This is a genomic window from Nocardioides sp. Root122, from assembly GCF_001425025.1.
GTDB lineage: Bacteria > Actinomycetota > Actinomycetes > Propionibacteriales > Nocardioidaceae > Nocardioides.
Map to the genome: position 1 here is coordinate 196,672 of NZ_LMDE01000015.1, position 26,092 is coordinate 222,763.

At 70.9% G+C, this 26,092-nt stretch carries 30 protein-coding genes and 1 pseudogene; 12 read left to right on the plus strand and 19 right to left on the minus strand.

Annotated features, from left to right (window positions below; translation table 11 throughout):
• Positions 1 to 19: 19 nt before the first annotated feature.
• Genes ASC64_RS22905 through ASC64_RS20565 form a run of 3 tightly spaced genes read right to left on the minus strand, consistent with a single transcriptional unit; the run spans position 20 to position 3,623 of the window.
• Positions 20 to 1,387: a calcium-binding protein gene (locus tag ASC64_RS22905; protein WP_056909406.1), complete on the minus strand. Its 1,368-nt coding sequence runs from the start codon at positions 1,385 to 1,387 to the stop codon at positions 20 to 22.
• A 22-nt stretch (positions 1,388 to 1,409) separates the two neighbouring features.
• Positions 1,410 to 2,261, minus strand: coding sequence for a class I SAM-dependent methyltransferase (locus tag ASC64_RS20560; RefSeq protein WP_056909407.1), 852 nt, complete (start codon positions 2,259 to 2,261; stop codon positions 1,410 to 1,412).
• A gap of 33 nt (positions 2,262 to 2,294) precedes the next feature.
• On the minus strand, positions 2,295 to 3,623 hold the full coding sequence (locus ASC64_RS20565) for a hypothetical protein (protein WP_056909408.1): 1,329 nt from the start codon (positions 3,621 to 3,623) through the stop codon (positions 2,295 to 2,297).
• A gap of 87 nt (positions 3,624 to 3,710) precedes the next feature.
• On the opposite strand from ASC64_RS20565, the gene ASC64_RS20570 reads away from it, so the two are divergent.
• Complete coding sequence (locus ASC64_RS20570) at positions 3,711 to 4,427, plus strand: hypothetical protein (RefSeq protein ID WP_056909409.1); 717 nt, start codon at positions 3,711 to 3,713, stop codon at positions 4,425 to 4,427.
• 292 nt (positions 4,428 to 4,719) lie between these two features.
• Here the strand turns inward: ASC64_RS20570 and ASC64_RS20575 are convergent, their stop codons facing one another.
• Positions 4,720 to 5,517, minus strand: coding sequence for an HAD family hydrolase (locus ASC64_RS20575; RefSeq protein ID WP_056909410.1), 798 nt, complete (start codon positions 5,515 to 5,517; stop codon positions 4,720 to 4,722).
• Between the two features lie 134 nt (positions 5,518 to 5,651).
• Between ASC64_RS20575 and ssd the strand changes: the two genes are divergently transcribed.
• Positions 5,652 to 6,671 (plus strand): septum site-determining protein Ssd, encoded by a 1,020-nt coding sequence (gene ssd, locus ASC64_RS22230; protein ID WP_156385315.1) that lies wholly within the window; start codon positions 5,652 to 5,654, stop codon positions 6,669 to 6,671.
• A complete protein-coding gene (locus ASC64_RS20585) occupies positions 6,668 to 7,621 on the plus strand; it encodes a TadA family conjugal transfer-associated ATPase (protein WP_156385316.1) in 954 nt (317 codons plus the stop codon). The genes ssd and ASC64_RS20585 overlap by 4 nt, the downstream gene beginning before the upstream one ends.
• 199 nt (positions 7,622 to 7,820) lie before the next feature.
• On the opposite strand, the gene ASC64_RS20590 is transcribed toward ASC64_RS20585, so the two are convergent.
• Complete coding sequence (locus ASC64_RS20590; RefSeq protein ID WP_056909412.1) at positions 7,821 to 8,132, minus strand: hypothetical protein; 312 nt, start codon at positions 8,130 to 8,132, stop codon at positions 7,821 to 7,823.
• A gap of 144 nt (positions 8,133 to 8,276) precedes the next feature.
• Here ASC64_RS20590 and ASC64_RS20595 point away from each other — a divergent pair, with 144 nt between their 5' ends.
• Positions 8,277 to 8,753, plus strand: coding sequence for a DinB family protein (locus ASC64_RS20595; protein ID WP_268788258.1), 477 nt, complete (start codon positions 8,277 to 8,279; stop codon positions 8,751 to 8,753).
• Positions 8,754 to 8,903: 150 nt separating this feature from the next.
• On the opposite strand, the gene ASC64_RS22235 is transcribed toward ASC64_RS20595, so the two are convergent.
• Both ASC64_RS22235 and ASC64_RS20600 read right to left on the minus strand, forming a co-directional pair.
• Complete coding sequence (locus tag ASC64_RS22235) at positions 8,904 to 9,071, minus strand: hypothetical protein (protein WP_156385317.1); 168 nt, start codon at positions 9,069 to 9,071, stop codon at positions 8,904 to 8,906.
• 11 nt (positions 9,072 to 9,082) lie between these two features.
• The gene (locus ASC64_RS20600) at positions 9,083 to 9,520 is read right to left on the minus strand and encodes a heavy metal-responsive transcriptional regulator (RefSeq protein WP_056909414.1); all 438 of its coding nucleotides are present in this window, start codon (positions 9,518 to 9,520) and stop codon (positions 9,083 to 9,085) included.
• A 56-nt stretch (positions 9,521 to 9,576) separates the two neighbouring features.
• Here ASC64_RS20600 and ASC64_RS20605 point away from each other — a divergent pair, with 56 nt between their 5' ends.
• Positions 9,577 to 9,876 (plus strand): hypothetical protein, encoded by a 300-nt coding sequence (locus tag ASC64_RS20605; RefSeq protein ID WP_056909415.1) that lies wholly within the window; start codon positions 9,577 to 9,579, stop codon positions 9,874 to 9,876.
• A gap of 264 nt (positions 9,877 to 10,140) precedes the next feature.
• Positions 10,141 to 11,493 carry a dihydrolipoyl dehydrogenase family protein gene (locus tag ASC64_RS20615; protein ID WP_056909417.1) on the plus strand — a complete coding sequence of 451 codons (1,353 nt, stop codon included), beginning with the start codon at positions 10,141 to 10,143 and terminating at the stop codon, positions 11,491 to 11,493.
• A 466-nt stretch (positions 11,494 to 11,959) separates the two neighbouring features.
• Here the strand turns inward: ASC64_RS20615 and ASC64_RS20620 are convergent, their stop codons facing one another.
• Genes ASC64_RS20620 through ASC64_RS20635 form a run of 4 tightly spaced genes read right to left on the minus strand, consistent with a single transcriptional unit; the run spans position 11,960 to position 14,982 of the window.
• On the minus strand, positions 11,960 to 13,540 hold the full coding sequence (locus ASC64_RS20620; RefSeq protein ID WP_082550687.1) for an ABC transporter permease: 1,581 nt from the start codon (positions 13,538 to 13,540) through the stop codon (positions 11,960 to 11,962).
• On the minus strand, positions 13,540 to 14,280 hold the full coding sequence (locus tag ASC64_RS20625) for an ATP-binding cassette domain-containing protein (RefSeq protein WP_082550688.1): 741 nt from the start codon (positions 14,278 to 14,280) through the stop codon (positions 13,540 to 13,542). Before ASC64_RS20625 ends, ASC64_RS20620 begins: the two co-directional genes overlap by 1 nt.
• A 7-nt stretch (positions 14,281 to 14,287) precedes the next feature.
• Positions 14,288 to 14,545, minus strand: a complete 258-nt coding sequence (locus ASC64_RS20630) for a DUF2933 domain-containing protein (protein ID WP_056909418.1) — start codon at positions 14,543 to 14,545, stop codon at positions 14,288 to 14,290.
• A 47-nt stretch (positions 14,546 to 14,592) separates the two neighbouring features.
• Positions 14,593 to 14,982 carry a metal-sensitive transcriptional regulator gene (locus ASC64_RS20635; RefSeq protein WP_082550689.1) on the minus strand — a complete coding sequence of 130 codons (390 nt, stop codon included), beginning with the start codon at positions 14,980 to 14,982 and terminating at the stop codon, positions 14,593 to 14,595.
• Between the two features lie 193 nt (positions 14,983 to 15,175).
• On the opposite strand from ASC64_RS20635, the gene ASC64_RS20640 reads away from it, so the two are divergent.
• On the plus strand, positions 15,176 to 15,475 hold the full coding sequence (locus tag ASC64_RS20640; protein WP_056909460.1) for a DF family (seleno)protein: 300 nt from the start codon (positions 15,176 to 15,178) through the stop codon (positions 15,473 to 15,475).
• Between the two features lie 249 nt (positions 15,476 to 15,724).
• Here ASC64_RS20640 and ASC64_RS20645 read toward each other — a convergent pair whose 3' ends face one another.
• The 4 genes from ASC64_RS20645 to ASC64_RS20660 form a co-directional block, all read right to left on the minus strand.
• Positions 15,725 to 16,306, minus strand: a complete 582-nt coding sequence (locus tag ASC64_RS20645; protein WP_056909461.1) for a hypothetical protein — start codon at positions 16,304 to 16,306, stop codon at positions 15,725 to 15,727.
• A gap of 116 nt (positions 16,307 to 16,422) precedes the next feature.
• A complete protein-coding gene (locus ASC64_RS20650; RefSeq protein ID WP_056909419.1) occupies positions 16,423 to 17,067 on the minus strand; it encodes a DUF305 domain-containing protein in 645 nt (214 codons plus the stop codon).
• A 112-nt stretch (positions 17,068 to 17,179) separates the two neighbouring features.
• Positions 17,180 to 17,710, minus strand: coding sequence for a DUF6153 family protein (locus tag ASC64_RS20655; RefSeq protein ID WP_056909420.1), 531 nt, complete (start codon positions 17,708 to 17,710; stop codon positions 17,180 to 17,182).
• Positions 17,711 to 17,738: 28 nt separating this feature from the next.
• The gene (locus tag ASC64_RS20660) at positions 17,739 to 20,183 is read right to left on the minus strand and encodes a heavy metal translocating P-type ATPase (RefSeq protein WP_056909421.1); all 2,445 of its coding nucleotides are present in this window, start codon (positions 20,181 to 20,183) and stop codon (positions 17,739 to 17,741) included.
• Between the two features lie 141 nt (positions 20,184 to 20,324).
• Here ASC64_RS20660 and ASC64_RS20665 point away from each other — a divergent pair, with 141 nt between their 5' ends.
• From ASC64_RS20665 to ASC64_RS20675, 3 genes are all read left to right on the plus strand, one after another.
• Positions 20,325 to 20,531, plus strand: coding sequence for a hypothetical protein (locus ASC64_RS20665; protein WP_056909422.1), 207 nt, complete (start codon positions 20,325 to 20,327; stop codon positions 20,529 to 20,531).
• A 265-nt stretch (positions 20,532 to 20,796) separates the two neighbouring features.
• Positions 20,797 to 21,054: a hypothetical protein gene (locus ASC64_RS20670; RefSeq protein WP_056909423.1), complete on the plus strand. Its 258-nt coding sequence runs from the start codon at positions 20,797 to 20,799 to the stop codon at positions 21,052 to 21,054.
• A 120-nt stretch (positions 21,055 to 21,174) separates the two neighbouring features.
• On the plus strand, positions 21,175 to 21,627 hold the full coding sequence (locus ASC64_RS20675) for a hypothetical protein (protein ID WP_156385318.1): 453 nt from the start codon (positions 21,175 to 21,177) through the stop codon (positions 21,625 to 21,627).
• Here ASC64_RS20675 and ASC64_RS20680 read toward each other — a convergent pair.
• The 4 genes from ASC64_RS20680 to ASC64_RS20695 all read right to left on the minus strand — a co-directional run bounded on the left by ASC64_RS20680 (position 21,624) and on the right by ASC64_RS20695 (position 25,116).
• Positions 21,624 to 21,929, minus strand: coding sequence for a DUF3263 domain-containing protein (locus ASC64_RS20680; RefSeq protein ID WP_056909425.1), 306 nt, complete (start codon positions 21,927 to 21,929; stop codon positions 21,624 to 21,626). The genes ASC64_RS20675 and ASC64_RS20680 overlap by 4 nt on opposite strands.
• A gap of 77 nt (positions 21,930 to 22,006) precedes the next feature.
• Positions 22,007 to 22,261, minus strand: a complete 255-nt coding sequence (locus ASC64_RS20685; protein WP_056909426.1) for a hypothetical protein — start codon at positions 22,259 to 22,261, stop codon at positions 22,007 to 22,009.
• Positions 22,262 to 22,769: 508 nt separating this feature from the next.
• The gene (locus tag ASC64_RS20690; protein ID WP_156385319.1) at positions 22,770 to 23,399 is read right to left on the minus strand and encodes a MucR family transcriptional regulator; all 630 of its coding nucleotides are present in this window, start codon (positions 23,397 to 23,399) and stop codon (positions 22,770 to 22,772) included.
• A 124-nt stretch (positions 23,400 to 23,523) separates the two neighbouring features.
• Positions 23,524 to 25,116 carry an AlbA family DNA-binding domain-containing protein gene (locus ASC64_RS20695; RefSeq protein ID WP_056909428.1) on the minus strand — a complete coding sequence of 531 codons (1,593 nt, stop codon included), beginning with the start codon at positions 25,114 to 25,116 and terminating at the stop codon, positions 23,524 to 23,526.
• A gap of 151 nt (positions 25,117 to 25,267) precedes the next feature.
• Between ASC64_RS20695 and ASC64_RS22410 the strand changes: the two genes are divergently transcribed.
• Entirely contained in the window at positions 25,268 to 25,798 is a 531-nt protein-coding gene (locus tag ASC64_RS22410; RefSeq protein ID WP_056909429.1) for a hypothetical protein, read from the plus strand.
• A gap of 134 nt (positions 25,799 to 25,932) precedes the next feature.
• A pseudogene (locus tag ASC64_RS21830) lies at positions 25,933 to 26,092 on the plus strand (transposase); the annotation flags it as partial.

The window sequence follows — 26,092 nt, forward strand, 5'->3', positions numbered from 1 at the left end:
AGTAATCGCCGAGGGAGCCTCAGCGCTCGCACCGCGTCTCGCGCTCGGCGCTGCAGCGGTCGCGGCGTCCCTGGCCGCCATCGGCCTCGTCCCGCCCCGGGCCGCCGCGCAGCACGTCGTCGCCGTTGGCTCCCTCGAGCAGGTCGTTGCCGGGGCCGCCGACCAGCGTGTCGTCGCCGCTCTGGCCCTTGAGCTCGTCCGCGCCGGCGCCGCCGGCCATCCGGTAGTGCTCGGGACATTCGGTCGAGGTCTCGAACCAGTACTCGTACCGACGGCTGAGGGTGTCGTCGCCGCCCCGGCCGCGGACCAAGCCGTCGCACGCCGAGACTCCGATGTCGTTGCCCCGGTCGGTGCCCTTCACGCGCACCGTGCGGGCGTGCACGTCGGCGTCCTCGAAGCCACGGACGGTGGCGGCGTACGACGCCGACGCGTCGGAGGCGACCAGCCGCTCCTTGCCGAGGTCGACGTCGAGGGTGCGCTCGCGGTCGAGGACGTAGAGCAGATCGCGCCCGGAACCGGCGTCGAGCACGGTGCCGTCGAGGAGGACCGAGTCGGTCGTGAGCTCGTCCTTGCCGCCGCCCAGGTCGGCCGTGACGACGGCGCTGGCGGCGTAGACGGTGAGGGAGTCGGCGGCCGTGGTGCCGGTGAACGCGAGGTCGACGGGATCCTCGTGGGTGGGCCACACGGTGAAGGACTCCACCCGCGACCACGGGAGCGTCTGCTGCCCGTCCTCGGTGAGCCGACCACCGGGGTTGTCGATGACGAGGTCGTGCGCCGCGGTGCTGAGGGACAGCGTGTCGGTGCCGGGGCCGCCGGAGACGATGCCGCCGGGGGCCGTGCGTCCGTTCCAGCCGAGGTCGTCGTCCCCACGACCCAGGTCGACCTCGTCGGCGTTGACCACGCCCTCCTGGCCGCTGACGAAGCTGTCGTCACCGCCGCCGCCGAGCAGGGTGTCGCGGTCGGCGTCGAGGTGGTCGTAGTCGGCCGACCGCGTGCCGGCGTCGACGTCGTCGCTGCCCCCGCCGCCGAGGAAGGTGTCCGCACCGGCTCCCAAGGTCCCGGTGGCCGGCCAGTCGGGCGCCGCGGTCCCGTCGACGACGTCGTTGCCCGGGCCGGTGTCGATGTCCACCGGACGCTCGGTCCACTTGCCCTGGTCGGGGCCGGTGATGCAGACCAGGTCGTCACCCCCGAGGGTCGTCACGTCCTGGCTGCGGTTGGTCACGATCACGTCGCGGCCCTCGGTGCCGACGATGTCCTTCCTCGGCGTGCCCACGATCGTCGCGGTCTCTCCGCGGCAGGTCTCGCCCACGGCCTCGGCGGAATACGCCGGCGCGAGCAGGGTCAGGCCGAGCAGTCCGGCAGCGGTCAGTGTCGTCGTGCGGCGCATGGTGTCCCCCCGGGGCGAGCAGTCAGCGGAAGTCGATGAGCAACATGTCGGTGTCGGTGCCGTCGCTCACGACCGGTCCCTCCTGTGACGGATCGTCGGGGCCGGAAGTTGCCGGCTCGTCGCCGTCGACCACTGCCGCGCGGTAGCAGCGGGTGACGTAGGGGATCTGCATGCCGTCCATGCCGCGGCCGTAGTCGTCGTAGAAGGCGAGCACCTCGGCGAGGTGGCGCTCGCGCTCGGCCTCGTCCATCACCGCGAAGCTCGAGCGCGACCGCGCCAGGTCGAGCACGGTCTCGCGGTTGACCTCCTGCCAGTGCTTGAAGCTGGCCTCCTCCACGAAGCCGAAGAGGTCGCTGTGCACGAGCTGGTCGGCCGAGCTGGTGTCGAGGTCCTGGCGGCCGAGGAGGTCGCCCATCCGGCGCACCCAGGGGATCCGCTCGTCGCGGCTGTTCCACACCAGCGCCACGTGGCCGCCCGGCTTGAGCACGCGGGCGATCTCCGGGAGGGCGGCGTCGTGGTCGAACCAGTGGAACGCCTGCGCCACGACCACGACGTCGACCGAGCGGTCGTTCGCCGGGATCTCCTCAGCGGTCGCGACCTTGGCGCTCACCTCGGGCACGCGCTCGCGCAGCACCTCGAGCATCGCCTCGTCGGGCTCGGTCGCGAAGACCGCGTGCCCCTGGTCGACGAGCCCGCGGGTCAGCTTGCCGGTGCCGGCGGCCAGCTCGAGGACCACCTTCGCCTCGCCGCCGGTGAGCCAGGCGACCGCCTCGGCCGGGTACGACGGGCGGCCGCGGTCGTAGGCCTCCGCGACGGGGCCGAACGACCGGGCACGGTCGACCGGGGCAGGGGCTGCAGGGAGTTCGTCGCTCATCGCGGACAGGCTACAAGCGCGGGCGCACCTCGCTCAGCGGCGTGCCTCGCAGCGGCGCACCGTCTCGCCCTGGCAGGTGTCGCGTCCCTCCCTGCCGTCGACGAAGTCCTCGCCGGGGCCGCCGACCAGGAGGTCGCGGCCGGTCGAGCCGGTGAGCGTGTCCTTGCCGGGGCCACCCAGGAAACGCACCCGGGGCTTGCGGTCGCAGTCGACGCGGCCCAGGTCTGTGGTGGCGTCGAGGGCGGTGAGGATGTCCTTCCCGCCCAGGCCGTGTGCGGTCGTGCGGCACGCGAGGACCGCCACGTCGTTGGCGTCGGGCGTGCCGAGGACCTCGACGTCCGGCGCGACGACGGTGGCGTCCTCGAAGCCGCGGGCCGCGATCGTGACCTCACCCTTGCCGCGGCCGGTCGAGAGCCTGCCCTTGCGGAGGTCGAGGTCGACGTCGGACACGGAGGCCATGCCGAGGTCGAGGCGGTCGGTGCCGCGCCCGCCGCTGAGGGAGGCGTTGTCCTTGGTCTTCTCCAGCGAGACGATCCGCAGCTCGTCGTCCCCCGACCTGAGGGACGCCTGGAAGAGGGTCGAGCTCCGCAGGCCGTCGAAGAACAGCGAGTCGTGGCGCCCGGTGCCACCGAAGCTGAAGCGTTTCAGGCCCGGGTGGGAGGTGACCGCGAACCGCGAGAATCCCGAGATGGGCTGCAGCGGTGCCCGGGTCATGCCGAGGGTGCCGAGGTCGGCGTTGATGGAGACGCTTAATGCCTCGACCGGGTCGAGCCGGAGCAGGCTGTCGTCCCCTCCGTCCAGCGCTCCTGCGCCGGTCGCCACGCCGTACCACGACAGGTCGACCCAGCCCGCCCGCACCGCGTCCGGGTTGCCCTGCTGCGCCTGGCCCGAGACCACGACGTCCTCGCGCAGGCCGCGCCAGCCCGTGTCGATCGCGTCCCGCCCGGTGTCGAGGGAGGTGCCCGCCTGGACGGTCCCGGCGTGCACCACGTCCCAGGCCGGCGACCCGACGTAGCGGTCGTCGCCGTCGCCCAGGACGGTCTCGCTGCCCGCCACGGCCGCGCTGGCGTCCACGCTGTCGTTGCCGGCGCCCGCGTCCACGACGGGGCGGGCCCCACCCGTCACGCACACGAGGTCGTCGCCACCGAGCGCCAGGACGCGCGTCGCGCCCTCGGTGGCGATGACGTCCGTGCCCTCCGTGCCGGTCAGCGTTCCCGAGGTGTCACCGGGACCGGTGATCGTCACCGCCCGGCCCTGGCAGGTCGTCGGCGCGGCGCCGGCGGAGGTGGCCGTCAGCATGGTGGCGCCCGGCAGGGTGGTGGCGAGAAGGACGGCAGCGGGCAGTGCGGTCGTGCGGAACATCTGTCTCTCCCGGGATCGGCTGTGGCGCAGGTTACGGGGTGGGATGCCGCGACCGGGCGGAAGGTTGCCGCGACTACCGTCCTCCCCATGACCGACCCGCTCGCCTGGCTCACCGACCTCGAGGGAGTGCGCTCGGCCTACGCCGGCACCCGTGACGGGATCGACGTGATGCTGCGCGACCGCGGGTTGCGGCGTACGTCGCCGGAGATGACCGCCGAGTCCCTGCTGCGCGGCGCGCACGCGAGCGCCGTGCTCGAAGGCTCGACCTCGACCCTGGAGCAGGTCCGGGCCGGCGAGGGCGACGGGATCGCCGCCGACGCGGTCCGCCTCTCCGCCTCGATGCTCGCGCTGGCGCCGCTGCTCAAGACCGCGCCGCTGCAGGCCATCGCCCGGCTGCACACCGTGGTGGCGTCGTCCGCGCTGCCCGCGGAGGAGCTGGGTCGCCCGCGCGACGCCGCGTCGGCCGACCGCCTGCGTGGTGTGTCGGAGCTCCTGCTGTCCGGCACCGAGGCGCCGGCCCTGCTGGTCGCGGCCGTCGCGCACGCCGACGTGGCGACGGCGGCGCCGTTCGCCTCGCACAACGGGATCGTGGCCCGGGCGCTCGAGCGGCTCGTGCTGGTCTCGCGCGGCGTGGACGCCAAGTCGCTCGTGGTGCCGGAGGCCGGGCACCTGGCCCACCGGGCGGCGTACGAGTCCAACCTGCGCGGCTACTCCGAGGGCGGCCCGAGCGGAGTCCACTCGTGGGCGCTCTACGGAGCCGAGGCCTTCGCCGCGGGCGCGGAGGCCTCACCGCTGCGTGGTTGACGCCTCACACGCGAGCGCACATGCGAGCGGCACCCGCTCACGTGGATCGGGTGCCGCCGCCTACACGTGATGCCGTGGCTACCAAGCGTGCTCTTCTCAATCGCTGCCTCGGGAATATCCCGATCGGTCAGCACCCCATCGGATGGGTGGATCGCCGCGTGGGTACCCGGTACACGTGCTGTCTCTTGAGTTGCTGCTTCAGTTCTAGTCCGCCCCGCAGGGGTCTTCAAGGGTTGACTTTCCCCCCTGCCGGTGGGTGCGAGGGGATCGGCTCCGCGCGGTGCGGAACTGGTCAGGCCTCGAGCCCCCGCCGCCTGCGGTTGGCCCAGATGACGCCCCCGGCGGCGACCGCGCCGCCCACGGCGAGGGCCGCGAGCGCGGGCCTGGTGGGCGGTCCGGGGAGGTGCCGGCGCAGCGCCACGGGTCGCACGAAGAGCAGCACCGGCCACTCGCGGGTGGTCGCGATGCGGCGCAGCTCCTTGTCGGGGTTGACCGCGAACGGGTGCCCGACGACCTCGAGCATGTGCACGTCGGTCACCGAGTCGCTGTAGGCGTAGGACTCGGCCAGGTCGTAGCCCACGGTCGCGGCGAGGTGCTCGATCGCGCGCGCCTTCTCCTCGGCGTAGGCGTAGTAGTCGATGTTGCCGGTGTACTTGCCGTCGACGATCTCCATCCGGGTCGCGACGACGCGGTCGGCGCCCAGCATCCGCCCGATCGGCTCGACCACCTCGGCGCCGCTGGCCGAGACGATGACGATGTCGCGGCCGGCGGCACGGTGCTCCGCGATCAGCGTCACCGCCTCGTCGTACACGAGCGGCTCGACGATGGTGGTGATCGTCTCGGTGACGATCTCGCGCACCGTCGCGACGTCCCAGCCGGCGCACAGCTGCGACATGAAGGCGCGCATCTTGTCCATCTGGTCGTGGTCGGCGCCGCCGGTGAAGAAGAGGAACTGCGCGTACGCCGAGCGCAGCATCGCGCGCCTCGAGATGAGCCCGCCCGCCTGGAACTCGCGGCTGAAGGCCAGCGTGCTCGACTTGGCGATGATCGTCTTGTCGAGGTCGAAGAAGGCCGCGGTGGGGCGAGGCATGCCGTCATCGTAGGGGCCGGCCGACGGGGATCGTGGGCCTTCCGGTGTCCACAGCCCCGAGCCGGAGGCGGTCCTCCACAGGTGGTCGGGGCGGGCACGCCACGGCGTGGGTCCCGCCGGTGAGGCTCGTCCGCATGCCCGTCCTCCTGCTCACCCGTTCTCCCTCCGTCCACGACGCCGTGGTGCCGCTGTGCGCTGCTGCCGGCGTCGGCACCGAGGTCTGTCGTGACCCGGTGCTCGCCCTCGCCGCGTGGGCGACGGCCGACCTGGTGCTCGTCGGCGGCGACCTGGTGCTCGAGGTGGCCGCCCTTGCCCCTGCGCGCCGCGACGGGGTCCTCGTCGTCGCGGTCGCCCCCGAGGACGCCGCCTTCCGGGCCGCCGTCGAGCTGGGCGCGCAGGCTGTGGTCGACCTCGGCTCGGCCGCGGAGTGGCTGGTCGACGCGCTCGCCGACGTCGGCGAGCAGGCGTCCCCGGGCCGGGTCGTCGGGGTGGTCGGGGGCTCGGGCGGGGCCGGCGCCACCACGCTCGCCTGCGCCCTCGCCCAGTGGTACGCCGCACGGGCGCCGACGCTGCTCGTCGACACCGACCCCCTCGGCCCGGGCCTGGACCGGCTGCTCGGGATGGAGGGCGAGGCAGGCGTCCGGTGGGAAGGGCTGGCCGAGACCGCGGGCCGGTTGGGTGCCCGGGCGCTGCGCGAGGGCGTGCCACGACGCGACCACCTCGGGGTGCTCACGTGGTCGGGGCTGCGGCGCCGGCTCGACCTGCCGACGGTGCGCCGGATCCTGCCGTCGGCGGTGCGCGGCCACGACCTGGTCGTCGTCGACCTGGCCCGCCACGGCGAGTCGGTGGCCGAGCTGGTCGACCGGTGCGACGACCTGCTGGTCGTCACGCCGGCCACCGTGCCCGGCCTGGCTGCGACCGCGCGCCTCGTGGGACTGCTCGGCCGCGACGGGAGGGCCGCCCGGGCGGGGCTCGTCGTGCGGCCCGGCGGCCTCGGCGACGCCGATGCGGAGCGGGTCACCGGGCTGCCGGTGGTCGCCGCGCTGCCCGACCAGCGCGGCCTGGCGACCTCCGTCGACCGGGGGCTCGGGCCGCTCGCGAGCCGCGGACCCCTCGCTCGCGCGGCCCGCGACCTGCTGGGGGAGGCCGCGTGAGCACCCCGGTCCCGGCGACCGTGCTCGACGACGTACGCCGCCGGCTGGCGGGTGCCGCGGGCGACCTCACCCCCCACCGGGTGGCGGAGGCGCTGCGCGCGTCGGGCTCGCCGGTGGGCGACGCGACGGTGCTGGCGGTCCACGACCTGCTCCGGCGCGACGTGCTCGGTGCCGGTCCGCTGGAGGAGCTGCTGCGCCTCCCGGACGTCACCGACGTCCTCGTCAACGGTCCGGGGGAGGTCTGGCTCGACCGCGGTCGTGGCCTCGAGCGGGCCTCGGTGACCTTCGCCGACGACGCGGCCGTGCGCCGGCTCGCGCAACGGCTCGCCGCCTCGGCCGGGCGTCGTCTCGACGACGCGACGCCGCACGCCGACGTGCGGTTGCCCGACGGCACCCGGTTCCACGCGGTGCTCGCGCCCGTCGCCCGGTCCGGCACCGTGATCTCGCTGCGCGTGCCACGCGGTCGGGTGTGGACCCTCCCGGAGCTCGTCGCGGCCTCGGCGCTCCCGCCCGAGGGTGCCTTCCTGCTGGAGGAGGTCGTCGACGCGCGGTGCGCCTTCCTGGTGACCGGCGGCACCGGCACGGGGAAGACCTCGGTGCTGTCCGCGCTCCTCTCGCTGGTCGATCCCGGCGAGCGCATCGTCCTCGTCGAGGACGCCAGCGAGCTGCGCCCCGAGCACCCGCACGTGGTCGGTCTCGAAGCCCGCCCTCCCAACATCGAGGGCGCCGGCGAGATCTCGCTGCAGACCCTCGTCCGGCAGGCGCTGCGGATGCGACCGGACCGCCTCGTGGTCGGCGAGGTGCGGAGTCTCGCTGAAGTGTCCGGAAGTTCAGCCAGGACACTCGTCTCTCAATGGGACACTCCGGCGTCTGAAGGAGACACTCGCTTCCGGTTGGGACACTCAGTGTCGTCCGCCGCGGTCAGCATGTACTCACCGCTGACAGGCTGAGACCCTGTCGCAGGCACAGCCGATGGTGGGAGCATTCCCGCATGGAACCCACGCAGCTGAACTGCTCCTGCTGCGGAACAAGCAAGCCGCGGGCAGCGCGGCACGCCTTGGATGGTGGCGCCTACATCTGCCGCCGGTGCGGGTTGTGGGTGGCGCTACGGCTCAGGCGCGACTCGACGTCCGACGGCTGAGCGGGTGGTCAGGCGAGTGCGGAGCGGCGTAGTTTCTCGCGCAGCGCGTCTAACCCCGGCACGCCGGCCAGCCCGGACTGGGTGCGGTACATCCGGCACGCAAGGCCCACCGCTGAGTCGGGTTCCGCGAATGGGTCCCGGCCGTCGATGAGGAACGTCGGCGAGCCGGTGAAGCCCCGCTCCCGGGCCTGGTCGTCTGACTCGATGACGGTCACGGCCACCGACGCCGCGATGTCGAGCTCGGCCAACGCCGTCAGGGTCAGGTCGTAGGCCGACGTCTCGTGCGGACAGTCGGGCACCACCAGCAGCTCCACGTCCATGTGGCCAGCAGCCTGACGGCTCGCCGGAGGCGGTGGCCGTCCACGGCCGTGGGTTCCCCGGCCGGTCATCGCGCGAGAGACTGGTTCGTGGCCACCAGCGGGCAGCCGACGGACCGGCAGGGCATCCATGCCGAGCTGGAACGAGTGCGAGCTGACATGCACGAGCTCGTCTCGCGCGCCACAGCTGCAGACCTTCGCCGCCGCACGAACGGGACCCGGTGGACCAATGGCCAGATGCTGTGGCACATGGCGTTCGGCTACCTGCTCGTGCGCCGCCTGCTGCCGCTGGTGCGGCTCTTCGGACGACTTCCCGAACCGTTCAGCCGCACCTTCGCCGCCGCGATGAACGCCGGCACCCGCCCGTTCCACTACGTCAACTACCTGGGTGCGGTCGGCGGTGCGCTCGTCTTCCACGGCCCGCGGCTGACCCGACAGATCGACCACACCATCGATCGACTTCATCGTGGCCTGGACACCGAGGACGACGACGCACTGGGACGCCGCATGCACTTCCCAGTGGGCTGGGACCCGTTCTTCGGCGACTCCATGACGCTCGAGCAGGTGTACCGCTACCCAACCCAGCACTACGACTTCCACCGAGCACAACTGACCCTGGGATAGGGCCCGCCTTGCTCTGAGTCATCCGGGGGCTGTCGATCTCCGACCGGTCCGGTACGGCATCTCGGGTGCCCGGGTCTGTCTGGTCGGCGCGGCGAAGCTTGCTACTCCTGTGGTGAGCGGTTGCGCTTCCTCTGGCTCCGTTGCCTGCGGCTAGCGGTGGCCCACCGGCAACACCCAGCGGAAGGCACTCGCCATCGGCTTGCGGCACCAGCATGCCGCGGAGCAGTGGCACCGTTGCAGCCCCGCCGCCTCTGCGGCGCGAGTCCCCACGGCCGCGGTGAGGTAGAGGGTGAGTGCGATGACGATGCTGCGCTTCATGCCCAGCGAACCTACTCCTGGTCGCGCGGGTCCGGGTGAGCTTGTGGGTTCGGTTCTCGGCCGATGATGTGGCAGATGGCCTCGTCGGTGCATTCGGCCGGGTCGAGCCGGCGGCTGCGGTCGAGCAGGTGGTCGAGTTCGGCTTCGAGGATGGCCAGTTCGCGTTGCCGCTGCTGGACGTCGAGCAGCTTGGCCGTCAGGAGGTCGTGCACGTGCTCGCACGGGGTTGTACCGGTGCGGCGCTGGTCGAGGATGGTGGCGATCTCGACGAGGGTGAGGCCGGCGGCTTGGCTGTTGCGGATGAACCGGAGAGTGGTGAGCGCCGAGTCGTCGTAGTCGCGGTACCCGTTGGCGCCGCGTGGCGGCTGGGGCAGCAGGCCTTTGCGCTCGTAGAAGCGGATGGTCTGCGTCTGGACCCCCACCTGGTCGGCGACCTCCCCGATGCGCATGCCGTTCAACTTACCGGCTTGACCTTGTACCGCGCTGCAAGGTCTAGCGTGAAGGCGTGGAGATCACGCTGCTGTACTTCGAGGACTGCCCCAGCTGGAAGGTCGCTGATGAGCGGCTGGCTGTCATCGCGGCCGAACGCACCGACGTCACGGTGATCCATCATCTGGTTGAGACGCCAGAGGAAGCCGAGCGTGTTGGCTTCCTCGGCTCGCCGAGCGTCCAGGTCGCTGGCGTCGACGTGTTCGCGGAGCCCGGCGCTCAGGTGGGGCTGTCGTGCCGCAGGTATGCGACGCCCGCCGGGCATGAGGGGTCGCCGACTCTCGAGCAGTTGCGCGCGGTGCTGGCCAGTGACTGAACGGACGGGTGAGCGGACTGGTCAGCGGGTTGGCGTGGTGGGGGTTGCGGTCGCGTTCGTAGCCGCTGCCGTGTGCTGCGGCGTGCCTGCGTCGGTGGCGTTGGGTGCGCTCGTGGGCATCTCGGTTCAGAGCTGGGCGTTGGCGGCGCTCGGTCTCGTGCTCGGCGCCCTCGGGTGGGCGCGGATGGGGGCTCATCGTGGTCTGTCCCGGCCGGCGGCCCCTGGCATGGATGGCCTCGACTCGAGGAAGAAGGAGTGCGATCGATGAGCGAGACCTACGACCTGATGGTGCTCGGTGCTGGCATGTCGGGTGTGGCCGCAGCCCACAAGTGCGCTGCTCAGGGGTGGCGGATCGCGATCGTTGACTCGCTGCCCTACGGAGGCACGTGCGCGCTGCGGGGATGCGACCCGAAGAAGATCTTGCGCCGAGGCGCCGAGGTCATCGACAGCGCCCGCTTGATGCAGGGCAAGGGCGTCGACGCCGCCAACCTGTCGATCAACTGGGCGGACCTGATGAAGCACAAGCACGGCTTCACCGACCCGGTCCCCGACAACATGGAGTCCGGCCTTGCCGAGAGCGGTGTCGAGACGCTGCACGGGCGCGCCCGGTTCGTCGGAGAGCGGCAGCTCGACATCGACGGCGTCCGGTACGACGCGGACCGGTTCCTGGTCGCGACGGGGGCGCGTCCGCGTCCGTTGGACTTCCCCGGCCACGAGCACCTCATCGACAGCACCGGCTTCCTCGACCTGGCAGAGCTTCCGCCGCGCATCGTGTTCGTGGGCGGTGGGTTCATCTCGTTCGAGTTCGCTCACATCGTTGCTCGAGCCGGCGCCGTACCGGTCATCGTGAACCGCAGTGAACGGCCGTTGAAGGGCTTCGACCCCGACCTGGTCGGCCTGCTCGTTGAGCGCGGGAGCGCCGCCGGCATCGAGGTGCGATGCCGCACTGTCGTTGTCGGCGTCGAGGCGAAGGGTCGCGGCTACACCGTCACTGTCGAACGCGACGGCGTGCGTGAGTCGATCGAGGCGGACCTGGTCGTGCACGGGGCCGGCCGGGTCGCCGACCTCGCCGACCTGGGTCTCGACGTTGTCGGCGTGCAGTGGGGTGAGCGCGGCGTCGAGGTGGGACCGCACCTGCAGAGCACGACGAACCCGGCCGTGTGGGCCGCCGGCGACTCCGCCGACACCCCTGGGATGCCGTTGACGCCGGTGGCGGTCATCGAGGCCAAGGTCGCTGCCTCCAACATGCTCAAGGGCACCACCACGGCACCCAACTACGCAGGCATCCCGACCGCGGTGTTCACCATCCCCGAGCTCGCCCGCGTCGGGATGCTGGAGCAGGAGGCCCGCGCGCAAGGCATCGACGTGACCGTACGTCACACCGACACCAGCGGCTGGTACTCCAACTACCGCATCGGAGAGACCACCGCCGCCGCGAAGGTGCTCATCGACCAGTCGACGGACCGCATCGTCGGAGCACACCTGTTGGGCCCCGAGTACGGAGAGCTCATCAACACCTTCGGTCTCGCCATCACCCTCGGGCTCACCACACGCCAACTGAAGTCGACCACGGCCGCCTACCCCACCGTGGGGTCTGACCTGGGCTCGATGCTGTGAGAGCGCGGTCGTTGTCACGCGCAGTCGAACTGAGCGCCGTTCGACCAGGTGCCCACGCCGGCGGATCGGTTGGTTCCATGTTCAGAGGTGGCGACGCGGTCGGCTCCAATGCGCTCGGACCTTGGCGGCATCACCGGTGAACTCGAGAACCTCGGCTTCGACCGCGGCTGCCTCGTCGTCGGTGAGGATGACCCGCTGGGCACCGACAGCGACTTCGGCCAACGTTGCCTTGCCGGACCCCTGACAACGGTCCTGCGAGGTGACAAGTGAGATGGAGGCGGCTCGGTGTTCACCGCGCAGCCTCCTGCACCGCTGCCCGCGGGGTGGCCGAGTCCGCATCAACGCGCCACCGGGGCGCGTTGCCGAGCGTGCTGCGGCGTCAGCCCGGCTGCTGGGCGCCGGGCGGGATACGCGGTGCCGTCGGGGCAAGCTGGCACACCGTGCTTTACGGACCGCTATGTGGGCGTCAGGTGATGGCGACTGCTCGATGTGGCTCTGCTCGGTGCCGCGGCCGGGCGAGGCGGTGCAGGAGGCCGGCGACGAGGATGGCAAGCCCGGCCAGCCAGGCCAGGGCGACGAGCAGTGAGCTGGTCTCGTCGAAGCTGCTGGTCAGGGCAGCGTCGTAGAGGACGCGACTGGCGCCGTAGCCGGGCAGCAGGTGAGCCAGCGTCGAGAGTTCGGGGTTGAGCATGGGGCTTTGTTCGATGGCGAGGTCCAGGAATGGGATGAGGAACGCGACGAGCACTCCGCCGACGCGGCCGAAGCTCCAGCCGACCAGGACGCCGACGAGCGCGTAGGTGAGGGCAAGGAGCAGGTTGGCGAGCACGTAGGGCGCCCACTGGCCGGGCTGGAAGAACGCGGCGGTGACCGCCAGTGATGCAGCGGTGACGACGACGGCTAGCACTCCCACCACGGCGAGTCGTGAGGTGAGCAGGCTGAATGGGCGGAAACCCGCGAGGGCGAGGCGTCGGTCGGCGTTGCGGGCGCCGAGTGCGGTGAACAGGCCGACGACGGCGGCCAGGGCTCCGACCGAGATGGGCGCCATCAGTCCGGGGTGGGTGTCGGGGAACCAGAACGTGGCGGCGACGGTGCGGCCGGCTTCGCGGACCATCATGGTTTCGTAGCCGTCCGGTGTGGTGAAGGCGGACAGGGCGACGAACAGGCCGGGGACGACGACGAGGAGCGCCCACAGGACGCGGTTGCGGCCGACTTCGCGCAGTCCCATGCGGGTGCCGACGGCGAGTTGTGCGACAACCGAGCCGGGTCGGGTGCGCGTGTGTGTCCGGGCGGTGCGGCTGGTGGCGGCGACGGCCGCCCAGCTGAGCGCGACTGCGATGACGGTCCAGGTGAGGGCCCAGCCGAGGTCTCCGGGGCGTCCGGAGTGCCCGGAGGGCTCGTCCATCATCCACAGGCTCAGGTAGTGGGTTGGGAAGATGCGGGACACCATCGTGTCGGCCGGCCGGAACGCCGGCCCGAACACGACATCGAGGAGCCAGACGAACAAGATGAGCACGGTGCCGTTGACGGGGTTGGCCACCAGGGCGCCGATGAGCGCGCCGAGGGCGAGGTAGACGACCGCGAACATGAGGGTCGCGACGGCGACGCGGGCGGGGTGGTCGAGGCCGCCGACGGTGAGGACGAGGGTCACGTAGGAGGCGGTGGCGGCGACGAGCGCGAGCAGGGCGCCAGTCGTCATCCGGGCGAGGACCAGTCGCGCCGATGGCAGGCCGGCGAGGACGAGGCGACGGTCGGCTGCTCGGGCGGAGGCGACCTGGAAGTACATCGCGACCGCGGCGACGAACCCGGCCGTCCAGCCGGCGGTCGTCGTCTCTGCTTGGGGGCCGCCTTGTCCGCCGAGGAGTTCGCCGGCGTCGGTGATGACGCCGCCCACGAGGGCGACGAAGACGATGGGGACGACGACGAGCAGGGTGAGGGTGACGCGGTTGCGTGCGGCTTCGGTGATGAAGCGACGCACCAGGAGACCGCCACCGCGCCGGTCGGACGCCGGGCGGGTGGACGTCAGTCGGGTCGCAGCGGGGGTGTTCATCAAGCGCTCGCGGGTGTGCTGGGCTGGGGCGGTCGGACGTGGGTGGTGCCGTCGTGGAGCTGGACGATGCGGTCGAAGCGGTGTTCGTCGATGACGAAGTGGCTGATGATGAGCACGCTGCGTCCGGCGGCGCGGCGTTCGGCGACGAGGTCCCAGAACTTGAGGTAGGTGTCGAAGTCGAACCCGGCGTACGGCTCGTCGAGGAGCAGCACTTCGGGGTCGGCGAGGAGCGCGAGCCCGAGGTTGAGCTTGGACAGGGTGCCGCCGGAGAGCTGGTCGGTGCGGGTGCTGGCGTAGCGGCCGAACCCAAGGGTGTCGTAGAGGCGTCGGCGGGCGGCGTGTTCTTCGCCCGGCTGCATCCGGTAGGCGTGTCCGAACAGCTCGAAGTGCTCGTCGCAGGTGAGGCGTTCGTAGACGACGGGCTCTTGGGGGCAGTAGCCCAACCGTCCGAGGTGTTGCACGGTGCCGGCGTCGGGGGCGAACTCACCGACGAGGATCTTCATGAGGGTGGACTTACCCGACCCGTTCTCGCCGACCAGGCCGACGACCTCGCCCGGGAGCAGCTCGAGGCTTGCGCCACGGAGAACGGCTTGGCTGCGCCTGGCTGGCCAGATGCCGCGCGTGTACGCCTTCTCGACGCCGGACGCGGTCAGCACCGGCAGGCTGTCCGGCCCGCCCGGCCGGCCACCCGACGTGACGGTCGGGGAGTCGGTCGTGGGTCGGGTGGGACGGGTGGTCATGTCGACCTCACCGCTCTGACGAGTGCTCGTCGCGCTCGTTGGTGCGATCGGTGTCGTCGTGGGACTGCGTGCCGGTCCCGTTGCCGTGCATCCCGCCCATCATTCCGCCCATCATCAGCATCATCATCAGCGGGCAGATGAGGGCGATGCCGACGAACGCGAGGGTGCCGGCGGGGACGCCGAACCACAGTGCGCCGACGAGGGCGATGGCGGCTGCGACCGCGTACAGCCCGAGGTTCGGGTTGCGGGTCTTGATGGTGTTCATCGTGGTGCTCCTTTTCGTGTCGTGTCGTGCGGGTGGGTGAGGTGGCTTCAGAGGCGGATGACTTGCCGGATGGCTGCTGCGACTTCGTCCATGCGCGCCTGTCCGGCTTCTCCGGAGTTGCGTGCGGCTTCGAGGACGCAGTGCCGTACGTGGTCGTCGAGAAGCCCGGCTGCGACTTCCTGGGTTGCCCGGGTCACGGCTGCGAGCTGGTTGACGACGTCGGGGCACCACCGGTCGTCGGCGAGCATCTTCTGCACTCCGCGCACCTGGCCCTCGATGCGGCGTAGCCGTACGAGGTAGTTCTCTCGTCCGGTGGCGTAGCCGCGGGTGCCGGGCGTCGAGGCAGTCAGGTGCGTGCCAGCGGCGGGGACGTGGCACTCGTGCGTGCCGGAGGCCAGGGGGCTGGCGGCGGTTCGGGTGCCTTGTGGTGCAGTCATGGCGGCCTCCTCAAAGGTTCGGCTCTTGACTCCATGCTGCGCTCAGATACCCCCCGGGGGTAGGGTCTTTCGACCCCCATGCGGTCGGAGCGAGGACCCTCCCGGCCGCCTGCGTTGTGCCGTGAGGCATGTGCCGCCGCCCTCGGCGGGTGGCACAGTGGACAACGACCCCGTCAGCGAGGAGGAACCACCGGTGCGAGTCGAGCTGCTGCACTTTGACGGCTGCCCCAACTGGAAGGTCGCCGACGTGCGGCTGGCGGAGGCGCTGCGAATGCTGGGCCGCGACGGCTCCGACGTGGAGTACGTGCGGGTCGAGACGGCCGAGGTAGCCGACGAGTTGAAGTTCCTCGGCTCCCCGACCATCCGGATAGACGGTGCCGACCCGTTCGCGTCCGGTGGCGAGTCGGTCGGTCTGGCGTGTCGCGTCTACGCGACGCCCGGCGGCCTCGCGGGATCTCCCACCACCGCCCAGCTCCTCGAGGTGCTGTCGTGAGGGCGTGCTGCCCTGCTACTGGCCGGTGTCTACCTGGTCGTCGCGGCTGGCAACCGGGTCGCTGAGCGCTTCGGCGCGAGGACCTGCGGTTGCGCCGACGACTGCTGGTGCCACCGTTCGCTCCTGAACCTGTTCCGGTGGGTCTTCCCTTGGCGTCACAGCCCGGTCCATGCCGCCGAGGAGAAGGCAGAGCGCGACCGTACGGACGCTTGAGCGCGCCCTTGCCGACGCCCGTCCGACGGCGCGAGGTCAGGGGACGGTCAGCTCGATCTGCTGGTCGGGTTCGAGCCGCAGGTCGGCGGGGTCGCCGGACACGGGGGTGCCGTTGCTGGTGACGGCCACCGTCCCTCCGGCCGTGGCGCGGACACCGCCGATGCTGGTGGGGGTGAGGGCGACGCCCCACTGCGTGAACAGCTGACCGAGGGTGAACTTCTCACCGACGGTGTCCGCTTCGATGTGGATGGTGCCGTCGCCCTCGTGGGTGTGGAGCGCGGACATGGCGCCCGTGTTCGGGTCGACGCCAATGTTGGGCGGGACGGGCACCGGCTGGCCGTCGATCGTGATGCTCAGGGTGGGGTGGTAGTGCTCGGCGGTGCCCATGGGGCCGAGGTCGAGGCCGGCAGCGGCCACCCGGGCGGCAACGTCGGTGGGGACCGGCCAGGGTGGGAGTGACTCCTCGGCGGGCGCTGCCGCGGTGGAGCTCGAGGAGCTGGAGGAGCTGGAGGAGCTGGCGGTGGTGGCGGGGGCGTCGCTGCAACCGGCCAGGAGGAGGGTGAGGGCTGCGGTGAGGGCGGCGGCTGTTGTCCGCCGGGCGGCGGTTGATGTCTTCACGAGGGCTTCTTCGGGGTCGGTGGGGCCGCGGAGGGCCGCTGATGGCTTGGAGTCCGGGTCGTGCGCCGCGAGGGCGGACGCCACCGTCACTGGTGGCGTCCGCTCGCGTTGCGGCGTCAGGAGTCGAGGAGGCCTTGCATGGTGTCGATCTCCTGCTTCTGCGCGTCGATGATCTGGCCGGCAAGGTCGACGGCGTCCTTGAACTGGCCGTCTTCGGTCTCGGTCTCGGCCATCTCGACGGCGCCTTCGTGGTGCTCGATCATCATCTCGAGCCACATGTCCTGGAACGCGGCGTCGGAGGCGTTCTCGAGGGCGTCCATGTCGTCGGCGCTCATCATGCCGGGCATGTCGTCGTGGCCCATGTCGTCCATGTTGTCGGACATGTCGTCCATGTCGTGGCCGGCGTTGGCGTGGTCGCGCATGGTCTCGGGGACCTCTTCGCCCCACTTCGTGAGCCAGTCGGCCATGGTCTCGATCTCGGGGCCCTGGGCGGCGCGGATGTCCTCGGCGAGGGCCTGGACCTCGGGGTCGAGGGTCCGGTCGAGTGTCAGGTCGACCATCGAGAGCGCTTGGGCGTGGTGGGTGATCATGTCGCTGGCGAAGGTGACGTCGGCGTCGTTGTGCTCGGTGGTGCTCACCTCGGTCGCGCTGCCGGAGTTGCCGGAGCTGGCTGCGTCGTCGCCGCAGGCGGTGAGGCCGGCGCCGAGGGCGAGGGTGAGGGCGAGCGCGCTGAGGGCGCGGGTACGGGTCTTGGTGTGCATGAGGTTCTCCTGATGTCAGGGGGCAGGTGCGGGGGTCTTGCGGGCAGGCGGCGGCGACACCCAACCGTGGGTCGCCCCTTCGGAGCGCCGGTGGCGGGTGGCCGTGGGCCTGTCAGCACCTGATGACGGAGAACGCCCACACGTGCGGTGGGCCGGTGCCGCGCACCCACTGCACGGCGCGTGCGGGTGCGGCGGCGGGGTGGAACGCGTCGGGCAGCAGGGGCCGGACGATGCGGACCGCCAGGAGGACGAGGAGCGTCAACGCGGCGGCGGCGAGCATGACGACGCACAGCATCGCCATGGTGCCCATGTCGTGCCCCGCCCCGGAACCGGTGTCGGCTGCGTTGTCAGCGACCGACGTCGAGGCGTCGGAGGTCACAGCGTGCGCTTGTCGTTGGTGCGAGTCGCCCGAGGTCGTCGTCTCGGGGGCCGGCATGCCGCCCGTCATCGCCATGCTCGAGGCGGCGGAGGCGGAGGCGGTGGCGGGCGTGGTGCCGTGGGTGGCGAGCGCGTGCATGCCGAGGATTCCGACGACCAGGGCCGCCACGAAGGCCGCGAGTGCGGTGCGTGCGCTGGGCCGGGCAGCCGTCGGCACCCGCAGGAGCCTGCGGGTGCCGACGGCGGTGGAACGCACGGGGTTCATCGGTTTCGATGGTACGGAGGCGTCGTTGTCACGCCAGCCGTTGGGTGCGAAGCCGCAGCGCGTTGACGATGACGCTGACCGACGACAGGGCCATCGCGGCCGCGGCGATGACCGGGGACAACAGCCACCCGAACACGGGGTAGAGCACGCCCGCGGCGACCGGGACACCCAGCGAGTTGTACAGAAATGCGAAACCGAGCCCGACGCGGAGGTTCTGCATGACGGCGTGGGAGAGCTGCCGGGCATGCGCGATGCCGTTGAGGTCGCCGCGCAACAGCGTCACGGCAGCGGACTCCATGGCGACGTCGGTGCCGGTGCCCATCGCCAGGCCCACGTCGGCGGCGGCGAGGGCGGGGGCGTCGTTGACGCCGTCGCCAGCGAACGCGACGACGCGTCCCTCGGCGCGGAGCTTGTTGACGACGTCGGCCTTGTGGTCGGGCAGCACCTCGGCCTCGACGCGGTCGATGCCCAGGTCGGCGGCGACCGCGGCGGCGGTGACCTGGTTGTCGCCGGTGAGCATGATGACCTCGATGCCCTCCTTGCGCAGCGCCGCCAGTGCGGCCGGGGTGGTGGCCTTGACCTGGTCGGCGATGCCGATGACACCAGCGGGAGTGCCGTCGACGGCCACGAGGACCGCGGTCGCCCCGGTGCGGCGCAGCCGGTCCGCGTACTCGGACAGGCCGGCCGGGTCGACGTCCTGGCTGGCGAGGAACCCGGCGGTGCCGATGAGCACCCGCCTGCCGTCGACGGTGCCGAGGACACCCTTGCCGGCGGGTGCGTCGAAGTCAGCGACCTCCGGCAGACGGCTGCTGACCTGGTCACCCGCCTCGGCCAGGTCGGCCTGGGCCTTGTCGACGATGGCGCGAGCGAGCGGGTGCTCTGAGGCGTTTTCGACCGCGGCCGCGAGGCGCAGCAGCTCCGTCTCGGTGTGCCCGGTGTACCCGTCGGCCAGCTCGACGGCGACGACGGCGGGCTTGCCCTCGGTCAGGGTGCCGGTCTTGTCGACCACGACGGTGTTGACCTTCTCCATCCGCTCGAGCGCCTCAGCGTTCTTGATGAGGACACCCATCTGCGCGCCGCGCCCCACCCCGACCATGATCGACATCGGTGTGGCCAGGCCTAGGGCACACGGGCAGGCGATGATGAGGACGCTGACCGCGACCACAAGGGCGTGAGCGAGCTTCGGGTCGGGGCCTACGAGGGCCCAGACGGCGAACGCGAGCACGGCGATGCCGATGACGGTAGGCACGAACACGGCCGAGACGCGGTCGACGGTGCGCTGGATGGGTGCGCGGGAGCGTTGCGCTTCGGCGACCATCTGCACGATGCGCGACAGCATCGTGTCGCGACCGACCGCGTTGGCGCGGATGAGCAGCGCGCCGGTCTGGTTGAGGGTGCCGCCGATGGCGTTGTCGCCCACCGCCTTGGTGACCGGCATGGACTCGCCGGTGACCAGGGACTCGTCGACGGCGGACTTGCCGTCCTCGACGAGACCGTCGACGGGGACCTTCTCGCCCGGGCGGACACGGAGCAGGTCACCCAGCTGCACCTGGTCGAGGGTGACTTCCTCGTCGGTGCCGTCCTCCCGGACGCGGCGGGCGGTCTTCGGGGACAGGTCGAGAAGCGCCTTGATGGCACCCGAAGTTGCCTCGCGGGCACGGAGCTCGAGGACCTGGCCGAGGAGCACGAGGGTGGTGATGACTGCGGCCGCCTCGAAGTACACGTCCACGGCGCCCTCCATGCGGAACGCCTCCGGGAAGATGCCCGGCGCCACCGTCGCGACCACGCTGAACAGCCAAGCGACGCCGGTGCCCATGGCGATGAGCGTGAACATGTTCAGCTTCATCGTCCGCACCGAGGCCCAGCCGCGGGTGAAGAACGGCCAGCCGGCCCACAGCACGACCGGTGTGGCGAGCACGAGCTGGGTCCAGGCCGAGGTGGTCGCGGAGATGTTGTCGTGGAGCCACGGGATGAGGTCGCGGCCCATGCCGAGGATGACGACCGGGATGGACAGGACCACGCCGAACCAGAACCGGCGGGTCATGTCGCGCAGTTCCGGCGACGGGCCGGAGTCGACGGTGACCATCACCGGCTCGAGCGCCATGCCGCAGATCGGGCACGACCCCGGCCCCGGCCTGCGGATCTCGGGGTGCATCGGGCACGTGTACTCCACGACCTCACCCTCACCCGGCGTGGGCGGCTCTCCGCCTGCCTGGCTTCCGTGCGCGTGATGGCCGACGTGGTCGTGGTCGGCGTGGTCGTGGTCGGCGTGGTCGTGGTCGTGCTGCGTGGCGGCGTACTGGTCGGGGTTGGCGAGGAACTTGTCCTTGCAGCCGGCCGAGCAGAAGTAGAAGTGCTCGCCGTCGTGGACGGCGACATGTTCGGTCAGGGCCGGGTCGACCGCCATCGCGCACACCGGGTCGGTGACCTGGCTAGCAGTGGTCGGAGCCGGTTCGTGCTTGTGACTGGTCATGCCTTCCAAGATACCCCCAGGGGGTATCAAGTCAACCCCCAACGGTCCCGGCGAGAGGGGGACGTTGGCCCTAGTGCCTCCCGGAGCAGGAGGGCAAGTCTCAGGAGCAGGCACACACCGAACCCGTGAAGGAGCCCCACCATGACCACCGCACTGACCATGGTCGTCAGCATCGCGTTTCTCACAGTCGGGTTGTCCCTGATGACGACGCCGTCGGCGTCCGCTAGCGCAGGCTCCGAGTTCGGGCATCACGTGCAGTCCTGCGCCCAGGCGATGGGGTTCGACGGCACTCACAACCCCGGCATGCACTCGGGCTACGCGGGCTGGGACCCCACTCACGTCTGCTGACCGAAACGGCGGCGGCCGCAGTCGTCGAGCGGGTACGGCAACGCTGAGGCGGGTTCTTCGCGGCTCGCCCTACGTTCTGCGCAAGGTACAAACGGCGGTACACATCCCTATACTTTGCCAAAGTGTAGGTGCGGATAGCCTCCCGCCGCGCGGCTCACCCTTGGTGCCGCTTCCGGGTGCGTAGCGGGCGGTAAGCGCTGGTCTCTACCCGAGGCAGACTGTCGCGGTGGCGCGCATCGTCGGCTACCGCGGCTAACGTCACCCCATGGAAGCCGACGACGAGAAGGCAGGCAGTGTCGGCGCTGGCGTCTCACCGCCGCCCGTCCTTCGGGCGGACCTTGCCAGCTTCACCGGAGCGGGCTACGGCGTCCTGCGCATCCCGGCCGGCGTCCATCTTGAGCCCGGCCAGATCGTCGCCGTCACCGACGACGAAGCCGACATGCTCACCGCCGAAGTCCTGGCGGTCGGTGAAGCCAGGGCCAACGTCCGAGTCCACTGGAACCACGACAACAGCGCGCCGTAGCGCCCCACTTCGACCAGGAATGCGCCGGACGCCCGACAAACCTTGGGGTAGCGCGTCGCACGGAACTGGAGCCGTGGAGAACGGTTTGGAGCCCGGCCGACCCGGGGTAGCGTGCTGGCCATGTCAGACCGGGCTGGCGAGTGGGTGACCGTCAAAGAGGCTGCCTGCCTGCTCGGCGTGCACTACTCGGCCGTCCCGAAGATGGTGCGCCGCGGCGACCTGACCCCGCGCTCGAACAAGCGCCCGAGCCTGTCGCGCCAGGCGGTGCTCGAACTGCGTGCAGTGCGGGCGGAGCGAGCTCGTCTGCGTGCGCTGCCGCCGGCTCCGAAGGCGCCACCCGCGCCACCAGACGACGACCACGGGTGGGTGGACGCTGCCACGGTCGCAGCACACCTGGACGTCGGTATCGCGGCCGTCCACCAGCGCGCGCGCAGGGGTCGTCTGCCGTTCACGCTCGGCTCGGACGGCCGCACGAGGTTCTACCGACTCGACCTGGTGGAGATGGCAGTTCGCGCACAGGAAGCGACACGGACCAAGGCTCTCGCCGCCAAGCCCACCAGCATCGCCAGTTAGCTGATGGGGCCTTCGCGTTCAGCGCTGCGCTGGCCTTGACGCCTCGCACGGAGGCGGCGCAGCCGGTTGACCGTGACCGGGTCAGCGGCGGTCGCGGCGGGCGTGTCGATGAGCGCGTTGAGGACCTGGTAGTAGCGCGTCGGTGTCCACCCGAACCGGTCGTGGATGGTCGCGTCCTTCGCTCCGGGGTACTTCCAGAACTCGCGCTCGAGTTCGAGCACGGCAGCCTCTACCTCGGTCAGGCCGAGCGCCACACCCTCGGTGCCGTCATCGCCTGGTCGGTCCTCGTCGTCGCGAGCCATGCGGTGCACAGTGCGCCGGGTCTGCCCGCGCACACTTGCAGGGCGAAGGCTGTCTCCCGGGCAGCTGCTCGTGCGCCTCAGCGGATGTCTCGGGCACGGGCTTCGCGCACCAGCTGTGCCACTCGGGTCTTCGACAGGCCGGTCGCGTCGACGAGTCGGTTGTAGGACCAGCCTTGTGCGCGTAGCCGCACGAGGGCGCGCAGGCGTGGTTCGCCGATCGCGAGGATCGCGTCGTCGAGCGCGTTGAACACCTCGCCGGTGGCACGGATGGTCGCCAGGTCGTCGTCGAGCCCGTCCAGGCGGGCGGCTTCCGCGGTGATGGCCTCGCGCATCTGCTCGGACAGTTCGCCGGGTTCGTAGCCGGCACGACGACGACGGGGAGGCACCCGCGCAGTCCACCGGGTGCAGTGCACTGCACCGTGCGAGGCGCGTCGAGCCAACCGGGTCGGAGGCAGCACTTCTGGGCGCGCACGCCGCTTGCGCGCCATTTGTGCAGACAGCTGTTGCACAATTTCGAGCGCTGCCACTGCCCCCACAGGGTGCCTGCATCTCTCGGGGCTGACGCCCCGCTGGACGCACGCGAAGCGCCCATGAGAGACCGCGTTTCAGCCCCTAGCGCGTTCCCCATGCTCGAGCTCGGCCAGGAGCACCAAGACCGCCTCGGCCAGTTCTTCCGCCACGTCATGCGGGACCGACTCACCGTCAGCCAGTCCGAGTTGGTTCACCCATGTGGCGCGGCGACGCCAGCGGGTCCTCTGTTCGGCAGTGCTCATGCCTCTCCCATCTCAGCGCCCGCTCGCGCGCGACGCCGTCCCCTGAGCCGCAATTCGACGGCCGCGTTCACGTTGAGTTCTTCGGGTCAGACGCTGAGCCGTTGTGTGCGGCCAGCAGCCGTACCGCGGTCGTTCCGCCGCAGCCGAGTTCGGTCCGCACCCGATGCGCGGTCCCACCGTGGGCACGTCGTTCGGTCAGGTAGGCGTCCAAGGTAGGGAACCCGAGTTCGCGCGCCCGTTCCTCCCAGCGCGCTCGCGCGGTTTCGCTCTGCGCTGCTCGGTGCGCCTGCAACGCCGGGGACGCGCCCGAACGCGAGGCCGCGGCCCGGCCCTGGCGGCGCCGTGACCCGGCAGGCTGCGCGGTCGTGCCCAGTTCGTGCAGGACCCCCGACCGGGCCATGCCCTGGCCCACGGCGAGTCCGGTGCGGAGAGCGTCGTTCTCGGCCCAGCGCCTCTTGCCCTCGACGCGACGGGTTTCGGCCAGGGCGGGGGCGAGCAGTGACTGCTTGCGGTTCAACCCGAACCGCTCCCGGTAGCCGGCAAGCGTCAGGTCGTGGCGGCGCGCATGTTGCGCGGAGATGGCCGCCAGTGCCGCGCCGCACACGTGGCACACGACCCGCGCACCGTCCTCGATGGGCAGCATCGACCCGTACGGCGCGAAAACCCAGGTGCCGTCGTCGAGCCGGTCCACCGGCACGTGCGGTTCCCGCTCTCGGCCGGGACCCGGGGACGCGGGGGCCTGTCGCCGCCGGTCCTGAGGTCCAGTGCTCTGCACCCTGGCGAGTGTGGCATCGAGCTCCGACAGCGCCGGCCAGTCGCCGCTACTCAGGTCCGAGGTACGTGGTCAGCTTCTCGGACTCGGGCCACCAGGGCCAACGGCCTTCGCTCGCCGAGACCTGGCGCGCCGTGCTTGCGACGGCCCGAAGCGCGGTTCGGAGCGTCTCGTCGGCATCCACGCCTTCGGCGTCATCGCCGAGGATGACCCGCCGAGCGTCGAGATCGTCGACGAGCAGCGCGAATGCAGGCTCTGCGCGGTGCGTGAAGAACGCCGCGAAACTGGGGTACTGGTGGTACTCGCGCCCGCCTCGCGCCGCCGCGATGACGCACCAGAACACGTCGAACTCGATGAGCGAGTCGAGCACCGCGTCGTCCGGTTCCGGTGACCCGTTGAGCTCGAACGGCGAGACCTGAGTGTCGGGTCGCAGGGCAGGGATGCGCTCAACCAGTTGGCGCGCTAACGCCACGATGGGCCCTCCTATCTGGCGAGGCTGTCCACCCTCCTCACGCGGCGCGAGGTACAACAGGCCCGCGCGCGAAGCCGCCGTCAAGCCATGGCGTATCCAGGAAGGTTCGCGTATCTGCGCGGCGAGTCGGCGATCGGGCAACGTGAGCGGCCGTACCGCCCAAAGCTGGTTCAGGCGAACTGCCAGCCCGCCGACGGCCTCGACGCCCACCGCGACTCGCAACATCAACTCCTGGGGCGCTGTGCCTTGCACCGGTCGCACGTTGCCGGTCGGGTCGAGAGCAGTCCGGTAGACGTCAACGAGTACCCCGAGCAGCTGCTCGAACCACTCCTTCTCGACGTAGGTGACCGTCTGCGCCACCGCAGCGAGAAGGCGGTCCAGCAGCAGGTCGAGTTCGTCAACATCGTCCATGCGTACCAGCGCAGCGGCATCGCTTCGGAAGGAGAGCACGAGCCGCCTGAGGGTCATGCGGTCGCCATCGCGCATCGCTTCGAGGAACGCCGCGTCGAACTCCTCGCTCGCTAGGCGCCACGTCAGCGAACCGAGCGGCCCTCGGGCGATGGTTCGAGCCCGTTGGCCTTGCAGCAGTTGCTCGGCGTACGCACTCGCTCGGCGCCGCTCGTCCTCGCGGATGGCGTCCTCCCACCGACTCAGAACACGAGGCAGGTCGCTCGGCAGCCAGCGGACGCTTTGCGCGCCACGGCGCACGAAAACGTCACCCGGGGCGAACAAGTGCTTGGACCGGCTCCCGTCCTGGTACTGGCCGTCCCTGACGAGGATGGCGACCCCGGGCGGGTCCGGTGGGCCGACGTAGATGAGCGCGACGGTGACGCCGTCGATGTCGTGTGTCGAGGCTTGGACGCGCACGCTCGGCAGGAACGGGTGAGCGATGCGGTAGAGGTTCGACGGGTCGAAGTGCGCGATGGTCAATCGTCCCAGGCGGGAGGACGGAACGCCGTTGTCGCTAGCTCCGACGACCACGTAGCCACCGGTCGGGATGGACTGCATGGCGGCGAAGTCCTTGACGAGTTCGAGCTTGTCCCTGTTCTGCGACAAGTCGAGGTGTTCCTTGTAGTCGAGGTCGTCGTGTTCGGCTCTGAGTGCGAGCAGACTCCGCAGCTTCTCCTCGGTGGTACTCCCATCCCCCAAGGGCTGTCCAGCGACCGTCATGGTCGCGACCGTAGTCGCCCACCGGCGGATGCCGCGGGCTTTCAGCGGCTGCTGGGCGCGCCCTCTGCCGGCAGCCAAAGGTCCGCCTTGCCCGGCACCCCATCCCACCAACGGTCTGCGCCGACCTGACACCAACCGAAAGGGCCGGCGCATGCCCGAACCCGCACCGCGGCGCCCCCGGCGCCGCATCAACCCCGACAAGGCCCCCTGGGACCGTCTGCCCCTCATCAAGGCCGACTCGCCCATCGGACCCATCACCGTCATCCGCGGCGACTTCGACCCAGACGAGCTCACCGACACCCAGCGCGACCAGGTGCACGACATGCACGACCGCGAGTTCGTCGTGTTCACCAACGGCCTCGGCCAGCACACGCTCGCCTGGCGCGGCCAGTCCATCGACCGCGACATCGACCCGGCCAGGATGGGCAGCCTGCCACGAGGTGAAGACCTCGGCGACTGGTCCATCCCAGCGCCCCACAGCATCGAGTCCGGTGCCATGTGGCTGCGCTACAACGCCAACCGGCTCCTCGACCTCGCCGACACCTGGGAGGCCCTCGCCGCCGACGGCTGGGAGGTGCACGACGACCCCCGGTTGTCCCCGTACGGCGAGGTGCGCCAACGCACCAAGCGCACCGGTAGCGGCCAGGCAGGTCCGGCATCAGGCTCCACCGAGCCGAGCTAGCAGCGCTCACCTCGTCACAGCAGCACCACAGGACCCGTTCAGCATCAGATGCTGAACGGGTCTTGTTATCGAACACGTGTCCTGCATCTCTGCTTGAGTGCAGTAGCCTCGTTGGGGTGAGTCTCGAGCACCCGATCGGGGGGACTGACTACCCGCGGACCTTCCAGGAGATGCGGGAGTGGTTCCCGACGATCAGGCGTGCCGCGACTATCTAGCCGCTTTGCGCTGGCCGACGGGGTTCGCGTGCCCGGCCTGCGGCTGCGGGACCTGCTGGCGCACGGCGAAGGACCTGCG

Bases quoted from the DNA above. Each gene is read 5' to 3' on its own strand.
- ASC64_RS22905 (WP_056909406.1), bottom strand. From the start codon at position 1,387: ATGCGCCGCACGACGACACTGACCGCTGCCGGACTGCTCGGCCTGACC.
- ASC64_RS20560 (WP_056909407.1), bottom strand. From the start codon at position 2,261: ATGAGCGACGAACTCCCTGCAGCCCCTGCCCCGGTCGACCGTGCCCGG.
- ASC64_RS20565 (WP_056909408.1), bottom strand. From the start codon at position 3,623: ATGTTCCGCACGACCGCACTGCCCGCTGCCGTCCTTCTCGCCACCACC.
- ASC64_RS20570 (WP_056909409.1), top strand. From the start codon at position 3,711: ATGACCGACCCGCTCGCCTGGCTCACCGACCTCGAGGGAGTGCGCTCG.
- ASC64_RS20575 (WP_056909410.1), bottom strand. From the start codon at position 5,517: ATGCCTCGCCCCACCGCGGCCTTCTTCGACCTCGACAAGACGATCATC.
- ssd (WP_156385315.1), top strand. From the start codon at position 5,652: ATGCCCGTCCTCCTGCTCACCCGTTCTCCCTCCGTCCACGACGCCGTG.
- ASC64_RS20590 (WP_056909412.1), bottom strand. From the start codon at position 8,132: ATGGACGTGGAGCTGCTGGTGGTGCCCGACTGTCCGCACGAGACGTCG.
- ASC64_RS22235 (WP_156385317.1), bottom strand. From the start codon at position 9,071: ATGAAGCGCAGCATCGTCATCGCACTCACCCTCTACCTCACCGCGGCC.
- ASC64_RS20600 (WP_056909414.1), bottom strand. From the start codon at position 9,520: ATGCGCATCGGGGAGGTCGCCGACCAGGTGGGGGTCCAGACGCAGACC.
- ASC64_RS20615 (WP_056909417.1), top strand. From the start codon at position 10,141: ATGAGCGAGACCTACGACCTGATGGTGCTCGGTGCTGGCATGTCGGGT.
- ASC64_RS20620 (WP_082550687.1), bottom strand. From the start codon at position 13,540: ATGAACACCCCCGCTGCGACCCGACTGACGTCCACCCGCCCGGCGTCC.
- ASC64_RS20625 (WP_082550688.1), bottom strand. From the start codon at position 14,280: ATGACCACCCGTCCCACCCGACCCACGACCGACTCCCCGACCGTCACG.
- ASC64_RS20630 (WP_056909418.1), bottom strand. From the start codon at position 14,545: ATGAACACCATCAAGACCCGCAACCCGAACCTCGGGCTGTACGCGGTC.
- ASC64_RS20635 (WP_082550689.1), bottom strand. From the start codon at position 14,982: ATGACTGCACCACAAGGCACCCGAACCGCCGCCAGCCCCCTGGCCTCC.
- ASC64_RS20650 (WP_056909419.1), bottom strand. From the start codon at position 17,067: ATGCACACCAAGACCCGTACCCGCGCCCTCAGCGCGCTCGCCCTCACC.
- ASC64_RS20655 (WP_056909420.1), bottom strand. From the start codon at position 17,710: ATGAACCCCGTGCGTTCCACCGCCGTCGGCACCCGCAGGCTCCTGCGG.
- ASC64_RS20660 (WP_056909421.1), bottom strand. From the start codon at position 20,183: ATGACCAGTCACAAGCACGAACCGGCTCCGACCACTGCTAGCCAGGTC.
- ASC64_RS20665 (WP_056909422.1), top strand. From the start codon at position 20,325: ATGACCACCGCACTGACCATGGTCGTCAGCATCGCGTTTCTCACAGTC.
- ASC64_RS20670 (WP_056909423.1), top strand. From the start codon at position 20,797: ATGGAAGCCGACGACGAGAAGGCAGGCAGTGTCGGCGCTGGCGTCTCA.
- ASC64_RS20675 (WP_156385318.1), top strand. From the start codon at position 21,175: ATGTCAGACCGGGCTGGCGAGTGGGTGACCGTCAAAGAGGCTGCCTGC.
- ASC64_RS20680 (WP_056909425.1), bottom strand. From the start codon at position 21,929: ATGGCTCGCGACGACGAGGACCGACCAGGCGATGACGGCACCGAGGGT.
- ASC64_RS20685 (WP_056909426.1), bottom strand. From the start codon at position 22,261: ATGCGCGAGGCCATCACCGCGGAAGCCGCCCGCCTGGACGGGCTCGAC.
- ASC64_RS20695 (WP_056909428.1), bottom strand. From the start codon at position 25,116: ATGACGGTCGCTGGACAGCCCTTGGGGGATGGGAGTACCACCGAGGAG.
- ASC64_RS22410 (WP_056909429.1), top strand. From the start codon at position 25,268: ATGCCCGAACCCGCACCGCGGCGCCCCCGGCGCCGCATCAACCCCGAC.